This window comes from Streptomyces aurantiacus (assembly GCF_001418335.1).
Taxonomy (GTDB): domain Bacteria; phylum Actinomycetota; class Actinomycetes; order Streptomycetales; family Streptomycetaceae; genus Streptomyces; species Streptomyces aurantiacus.
Genome location: NZ_LIPP01000152.1, coordinates 20,880 through 27,451, shown reverse-complemented (window position 1 = coordinate 27,451; position 6,572 = coordinate 20,880). Strand labels below are relative to the sequence as shown.

Below are 6,572 nucleotides of genomic sequence, written 5' to 3'. Positions count from 1 at the left end.
CCATCAGAAGGGCCCTAGTTCGGAGAAGCCGACGACCGACCCGTCCGCGGTGTCCACCACGGCGACGGTGTGCAGCAGTTCACCGCGTTCGGCGATGACGTCGGCCGCGGAGAGCACCCGGTCCACGTCCCAGACGACCGTGCCGTAGTCGGTCCCGTCCATCGGCATGTCGTCCATGGCCCGCCGCGACGCGGCAAAGGTCCGGGCCAGTTCGGGCGGCACCGTGCCCTCCCACTGGATCAACCGATAACCGGGATGAGGCTGTTGGACGATTCGGTCGATCCGGTCGAGGTCGGCGTCGGCCAGCGGCAGCCGGTGGCCCGACGCCGTGGACTCGGGGTCGGTGAGTGCGGTGATGCGGTAAGGCAAGACGTCTCCGTCACGGTCGGCCGGCAACCGAGGGAAGCCCGCGGACGCCAGTGCGCTTTTTCTGACTCAGGGTGGATTCGGGCTGAGCCGGAAGAAGCGCACTGGATCCGCTCTCGTCAGCGGCGGCCCGCCTTCGACCGGTCCAGGGCCGTGACGCCGAGCGCCGCGAGTCCGATCTGGATCAGCCACTCGATCCAGTCCACCCCGTCGGTGTCGGCCACGTCGAACGCGTTCGCGAGCACCGAGCCGATCAATGCGGCCACGATACCCACCACGATCGTCCACAGGATGCCGATGCGCTGACGGCCCGGAACCACGAGCCGCCCCAGCACGCCGATGACAATACCGATCACGATGGCACTGATGATGCCTGAGATCTCCATCTCAGCCCCTTCTCGTCGTTCTCCTTACGCATAGGAGTGCCCCCGGGAACCGAGTGCAGTCCGCGCGGTTCTCCACTCCCGTGGGCCGTGCCGTCTCCTCCCCTCCTCCCTCCTGGGCAGGAGGACCGCCGCGGCCGTCCGGTAGTTCACGTACCGCCGAGCGCCTCCGCCCGGCGTACGAACACCTCGTGCAGATCGTGCGCGGCCTGCGGCACCGAGTCCGCCTTGCGCCGCTGGAGCATCAGCAGCACCCGGGGCGAGTCGCCGGCCAGCGGACGGCAGGTGATCGCCCCCTGCCGGGTCAGCGGATCGTCGATCACACTGAAGTCCGGCAGCACCGTGGCACCCAGCCCCTCCGCGACCATCAGCTTGCCCATCTCCGCGCCGTCGGTGGAGTAGGAGAAGGACGGTTCACGGCCCCCCAGGAGCCGGTGCACGAACCGGTGCATCACATAGCCGGAGCGCATCGCGATGAGCGGCTGCGTGAGCAGGTCGGACACCGACACCACGGACAGCGACGCGAGCGGACTGTCCGGACGTACGCACACCACCGGCCGCCCCCACAGAAGTTCCGTGCAGTCGAAGTCGGTGGCCACGTCGTCGCCCTCCAGATAGTTCACCAGGCCCAGGTCGAAGCCGCCTTCCAGGAGGGTCCGGTGGATGTCCGACTGCTGGGCGCCGACCACCTCCACCTGCGTCGCCGGATGCGACGCCCGGAACTCCCGTACCGCCGGAAGCAGCAGCGGGACCGTCGCCGCGTTCACCGTGCCGACGCGCACCATGCGGCTGATGCGGTGCTGCTCGCCCGCGGCACCCCTCAGCCGGTCCACCGCGTCCAGCACATTGATGATGTGGGGCAGCAGTTCCCGCCCCTCCGCGCTCATCTTCGCGCCGGAGCGTTTGCGCTCCAGGAGATCGACTCCGAGTTCGCGCTCCAGATTTCGTACGGTCTCGCTCAACGCGGGCTGCGAGAGGTGGAGTTCCTCGGCGGCCCGGTGCAGTGAGCCGAGCCGGGTGACGGCTGTGATGTATTCCAGCTGCTCTGTTCGCACCCCGTCAGAATGCTGGCCGCGCACCACCCTGTTCAAGGGTTGCCCTGTCACGCCTTCGTGAAATTCGCCGGTCCGGGATGCGAGACCGATCGGGTATTCCTTGACGGTCCGGACCGGTGGCTGCCACGATCGAGGACATGATGAAGCGACTGGACCTCACGCGGCGACGCCACGTCGACCTCGCGCGCGTCTCCAGTGCCACCTGTTGCCTCGTGGCCTGATCCTCCGGATCCGCTGTCCCCCCACCACCTTTCTCCCGCTTTCTCCCGCTTTCTTCAGCGGCTGTCGAGAGCCGTCAGAGCCGTCAGAGCCGTCAGAGCTGTGAGAGACGTGAGTGCCGTGATTGGCGTGATTGGCGTGAGCGCCGTTCACCGCTTTTCGCCGCCCGAATTCGGCAATTCATCGACGATTCAATTCATCGGTGATGCATCGAACCTGCCGAATTCGGTCTGTCCGGTTTCCCGCAACAGGAGTTCCTCATGCCTGCAGAGAACCTTTCCGCAGACCCCGTCCGCTTCGCCTACTGGGTGCCCAATGTCAGCGGCGGCCTGGTCACCAGCACGATCGAACAGCGCACCGACTGGGGTTACGACTACAACCGCGAACTCGCCGTCCTCGCCGAGAACAACGGCTTCGACTACGCCCTCAGCCAGGTCCGCTACATGGCCGGCTACGGCGCCGAGTACCAGCACGAGTCGACCGGATTCAGCCTCGCTCTGCTGCTCGCCACCCAGCGCCTCAAGGTCATCGCCGCGGTCCACCCGGGCCTGTGGCACCCGGGTGTCCTCGCCAAGTTCGGCGCCACCGCCGACCACCTGTCGAACGGCCGCTTCGCCGTCAACGTCGTCAGCGGCTGGTTCAAGGGCGAGTTCACCGCGCTGGGCGAGCCCTGGCTTGAGCACGACGAGCGGTACCGCCGCTCGGAGGAGTTCATCCGGGCCCTGCGCCAGATCTGGACCGAGGACCACACCGAACTGGCCGGAGACTTCTACCGGTTGCGCGACTTCACCCTCAAGCCCAAGCCCCTCAACACCCCCGAGCGCCCGCACCCGGAGATCTTCCAGGGCGGCAACTCCTCCGCCGCCCGTGCCATGGCCGGCCGGGTCTCCGACTGGTACTTCTCCAACGGCAAGGACTTCGACGGGGTCGTCGAACAGCTCGCGGACGTACGGGCGTCGGCGGACGAAGCCGGCCGCACCGCGCCCAAGTTCGGCCTCAACGGCTTCCTGATCGCCCGCGACACCGAGGCCGAGGCCCGCGAGACCCTCCGCGAGATCGTGGCGCACGCGAACCGCGAGGCCGTCGAGGGATTCGGCGCCGCCGTGAAGCAGGCCGGACAGTCCACCGCCGATGGCAAGGGCATGTGGCAGGACTCGTCCTTCGAGGACCTCGTCCAGTACAACGACGGCTTCCGGACAGGGCTGATCGGCACCCCTGAGCAGATCGCCGAGCGGATCGTCGCCTACAAGCGCCTCGGCGTCGACCTGCTCCTCCTCGGCTTCCTCCACTACCACGAGGAGGTCGAGTACTTCGGCCGCCGCGTGCTGCCCCTCGTACGTGAACTGGAAGCCCAACTCCCGGACAGCGCGACCGAGTCCGTGGCGGCCCACGCCTGAGTCCGTCCCCCTCCCCACCCCGTCCCGAAAGAGGACTAATGGCCACCGTCCTGTCCGTCTCCGGCAGCCCCTCCGCCTCCTCCCGCACCAACCGCCTGCTGCGCCGGCTCGACAGCCGGCTGACCGCGCAGGGCCACGAGGTGATCCCGCTCGACGTCCGTACGATCCCCGCCGAGGCCCTGCTCGGCGCCGACTTCCGGCATCCGGCGATCGTCGAGGCCACCGCCCTCTTCGCGAGGGCCGACGGAATCGTCATCGGCACCCCCGTCTACAAGGCCGCCTACTCGGGCGTCCTCAAGGCACTGCTCGACCTGCTCCCGCAGTACGCCCTCACCGGCAAGACCGTGCTGCCCCTGGCCACCGGTGGTACGACGGCACATGTGCTGGCCATCGACTACGCCCTGCGCCCGGTGCTCAGCTCCATGGGTGCCCGGCACATAGTCCAGGGCTGGTTCACCCTCGACAAGGACATCACGGTCGGCGAGGACGGTGTACTCACCGTGGCACCCGCCGCCACCGAGGCGCTGACCCAGGTGCTCGACCAGTTCTCCGAGGCCCTGGACCGCAGGCCGATCCTCGCCGCGGCGGTCTGACCGTGCCCGCCGAATTCTCCGCCGGGACCTCCGCGAAGATCTCTGCCGAGTCCGCCGCGAAGGCCCCGGCGGAAGCGTCCGCGCGGGGCGCCGCCAAGGTCATCGCCGACGACGCCGAGGCACTGGCCACAGCCGCCGCCCTGGCCGACGAGTTCCGGGCAGGAGCAGCCGACCGCGACGCCGAACGCAGGCTGCCACGCGCCGAGTTGGACCGGCTGTCCGACTCGGGCCTGCTCGCCGTCACCGTGCCCGCCGAGCACGGAGGCGCCGACGTACGCCAGGAGACGCTCGCCGAGGTCTTCCGGGTCCTCGCGTCCGCAGACGCCAGCCTCGCCCAGATCCCGCAGAGCCACTTCGTCTACGTCAACGTGATCCGCCGGCAGGGCACCGCCGAGCAGCGCGCGTTCCTCTTCGGCGAGGTGCTGGCCGGGCGCCGCCTCGGCAACGCCCAGTCGGAGGCCGGCACGAAGAACGTGCAGGACATCCGCACCCGACTGGAGCGGCAACCGGACGGCTCGTACGTCCTCACCGGCGTCAAGCACTACTCCACGGGCGCCCTCTTCGCCGACTGGATCCCCGTCCTCGCCCGCACCGAGGACGACAACCTGCACGTCGCGTACGTACCCCGGCACGCCGAGGGCCTCACGGTCGCCGACGACTGGGACGGCATGGGCCAGCGCACCACCGCCAGCGGTACGGTCCGGCTGGACACCGTGCCGGTGCCCGCCGACCGGGTCCTCCCGCACCACCTCACCTTCCAGGGTCCTCAACTCCACGGCGCCGTCGCGCAGTTGCTGCACGCCGCCATCGACGCGGGGATCGCGGCGGGCGCGCTTTCCGCGGCCGTGGAGTTCGTCCGCACCAAGAGCCGCCCCTGGTTCGAGAGCGGCGTCGAGACCGCGGCCGAGGACCCGCTGCTCATCCAGCGCTTCGGAGAACTGGCCGTCCAGGTGCGGGCCACCGAGGCGCTGCTCGGCGTGGCGGCCCGTGAGGTCGACGCGGCCCGCGCCGACCTCACGGAGGAGTCGGCCGCCGAGGCGTCCATCGCGGTGGCCGCGGCGAAGGCCCACGCGGCGGCCACCGCTGTCGAGGTGTCCGGCGCGCTCTTCGAGGTGTCCGGCACCCGGTCCGCCCTCAACTCCCTCAATTTGCACCGGCATTGGCGTGACGCCCGTACCCACACACTGCACGACCCGGCCCGCTGGAAGATCCAGCACATCGGCCGGTACGTGCTCAACGGCACCCTGCCACCACGCCACGGACTCCTCTGAGTCCGGACAGCCGCCCGCCCCGTAGCCCCCGTGGCCCGATCGGAGAACGCACCCGTGTCGCTCACCTTCCACTGGTTCCTGCCCACCAACGGCGACAGCCGGCATGTCGTCGGGGGCGGCCACGGCACCCCGGCCACCGTGTCCGGCCGGGACCGGCCGCCGACGGTCGCGTATCTGAGCCAGATCGCCCGCGCCGCCGAGGACCTCGGCTTCGTCGGCGCGCTCACGCCCACCGGCGCCTGGTGCGAGGACGCCTGGCTGACCACCGCGATGGTGAGTCAGCACACCGAGCGACTGAAGTTCCTGGTCGCCTTCCGGCCGGGCTTCGTCTCTCCGACGCTCGCCGCGCAGATGGCGTCCACCTTCCAGCGCCAGTCCGGCGGACGGCTCCTCCTCAACGTCGTCACCGGCGGCGAGAGCCACGAGCAGCGCGCGTACGGCGACTTCCTCGACAAGGACGCCCGCTACCGCCGTACCGGCGAGTTCCTGAAAATCGTCCGGGGCCTGTGGGAGGGCGGGACCGTCGACCTGGACGGCGAGTTCCTCAAGGTCGAGGACGCCAGGCTGGCCCGCGTGCCCGACCCGGTCCCCGAGGTGTACTTCGGCGGCTCCTCGCCCGTCGCGGGCGAGGTCGCGGCCAAGCACGTGGACGTCTACCTCACCTGGGGCGAGCCGCCCGCGCAGGTCGCCGAGAAGATCGCGTGGGTCCGCGCGCTGGCGGAGAAGGAGGGCCGCGCCGTCCGGTTCGGCATCCGGCTGCACGTCATCACCCGCGACACCTCCGAGCAGGCCTGGGCGGAGGCGCAGCGGCTGCTCGCCGGCTTCGACCCGGCGACCGTGCAGTCCGTACAGGCCGGACTGGCCCGCAGCGAGTCCGAGGGGCAGCAGCGCATGCTCGCCCTGCACGGCGGCGGCAGCAGGGACGGCCTGGAGATCCATCCCAACCTCTGGGCGGGCATCGGCCTCGTACGCGGCGGCGCGGGCACCGCCCTGGTCGGCAGCCACGACGAGGTCGCCGAGCGCATCACCGAGTACCACCGCCTGGGCATCGACGAGTTCGTGTTCTCCGGCTACCCGCACCTGGAGGAGGCGTACTGGTTCGGCGAGGGCGTCCTGCCGCGGCTCGCCGCGCGGGGCCTGTGGCAGCACCCGTTCGCCGCCCGCCCCGCCCTCTCGGCGCAGGTACCGTTCGCGAGCTGAGCCGCTGAGCCGCTGAGCCGCCGGGGACGCCCTGCGCCCCGCGCCCCGAAAAACCGCTGTACGCGGTCACCCTCCAGGTGATCACCTG

The 6,572-nt window shown here is 70.1% G+C and carries 7 protein-coding genes and 1 pseudogene; 5 read left to right on the top strand and 3 right to left on the bottom strand.

Features of this window, described 5'->3' with window-relative positions; genetic code table 11:
- Window positions 1-18: 18 nt before the first annotated feature.
- From AOK01_RS45185 to AOK01_RS21170, 3 genes and pseudogenes are all read right to left on the bottom strand, one after another.
- Window positions 19-315, bottom strand: a pseudogene (locus AOK01_RS45185) (GNAT family N-acetyltransferase); the annotation flags it as partial.
- A 170-nt stretch (window positions 316-485) separates the two neighbouring features.
- A complete protein-coding gene (locus AOK01_RS21175) occupies window positions 486-752 on the bottom strand; it encodes a GlsB/YeaQ/YmgE family stress response membrane protein (RefSeq protein WP_055514027.1) in 267 nt (88 codons plus the stop codon).
- 146 nt (window positions 753-898) lie between these two features.
- Window positions 899-1,804: a LysR family transcriptional regulator gene (locus AOK01_RS21170; RefSeq protein ID WP_055514025.1), complete on the bottom strand. Its 906-nt coding sequence runs from the start codon at window positions 1,802-1,804 to the stop codon at window positions 899-901.
- A gap of 116 nt (window positions 1,805-1,920) precedes the next feature.
- Here AOK01_RS21170 and AOK01_RS46340 point away from each other — a divergent pair, with 116 nt between their 5' ends.
- The 5 genes from AOK01_RS46340 to AOK01_RS21150 all read left to right on the top strand — a co-directional run bounded on the left by AOK01_RS46340 (window position 1,921) and on the right by AOK01_RS21150 (window position 6,484).
- The gene (locus AOK01_RS46340; RefSeq protein ID WP_342671054.1) at window positions 1,921-2,025 is read left to right on the top strand and encodes a putative leader peptide; all 105 of its coding nucleotides are present in this window, start codon (window positions 1,921-1,923) and stop codon (window positions 2,023-2,025) included.
- A gap of 258 nt (window positions 2,026-2,283) precedes the next feature.
- Window positions 2,284-3,420, top strand: coding sequence for a dimethylsulfone monooxygenase SfnG (gene sfnG / locus AOK01_RS21165; RefSeq protein ID WP_055514022.1), 1,137 nt, complete (start codon window positions 2,284-2,286; stop codon window positions 3,418-3,420).
- Between the two features lie 38 nt (window positions 3,421-3,458).
- The gene (gene ssuE / locus AOK01_RS21160; protein WP_055514020.1) at window positions 3,459-4,013 is read left to right on the top strand and encodes an NADPH-dependent FMN reductase; all 555 of its coding nucleotides are present in this window, start codon (window positions 3,459-3,461) and stop codon (window positions 4,011-4,013) included.
- A gap of 101 nt (window positions 4,014-4,114) precedes the next feature.
- On the top strand, window positions 4,115-5,284 hold the full coding sequence (locus tag AOK01_RS21155) for an SfnB family sulfur acquisition oxidoreductase (protein WP_245702337.1): 1,170 nt from the start codon (window positions 4,115-4,117) through the stop codon (window positions 5,282-5,284).
- Between the two features lie 54 nt (window positions 5,285-5,338).
- Window positions 5,339-6,484: an LLM class flavin-dependent oxidoreductase gene (locus tag AOK01_RS21150; protein WP_055514017.1), complete on the top strand. Its 1,146-nt coding sequence runs from the start codon at window positions 5,339-5,341 to the stop codon at window positions 6,482-6,484.
- The last annotated feature ends 88 nt before the right edge of the window (window positions 6,485-6,572 follow it).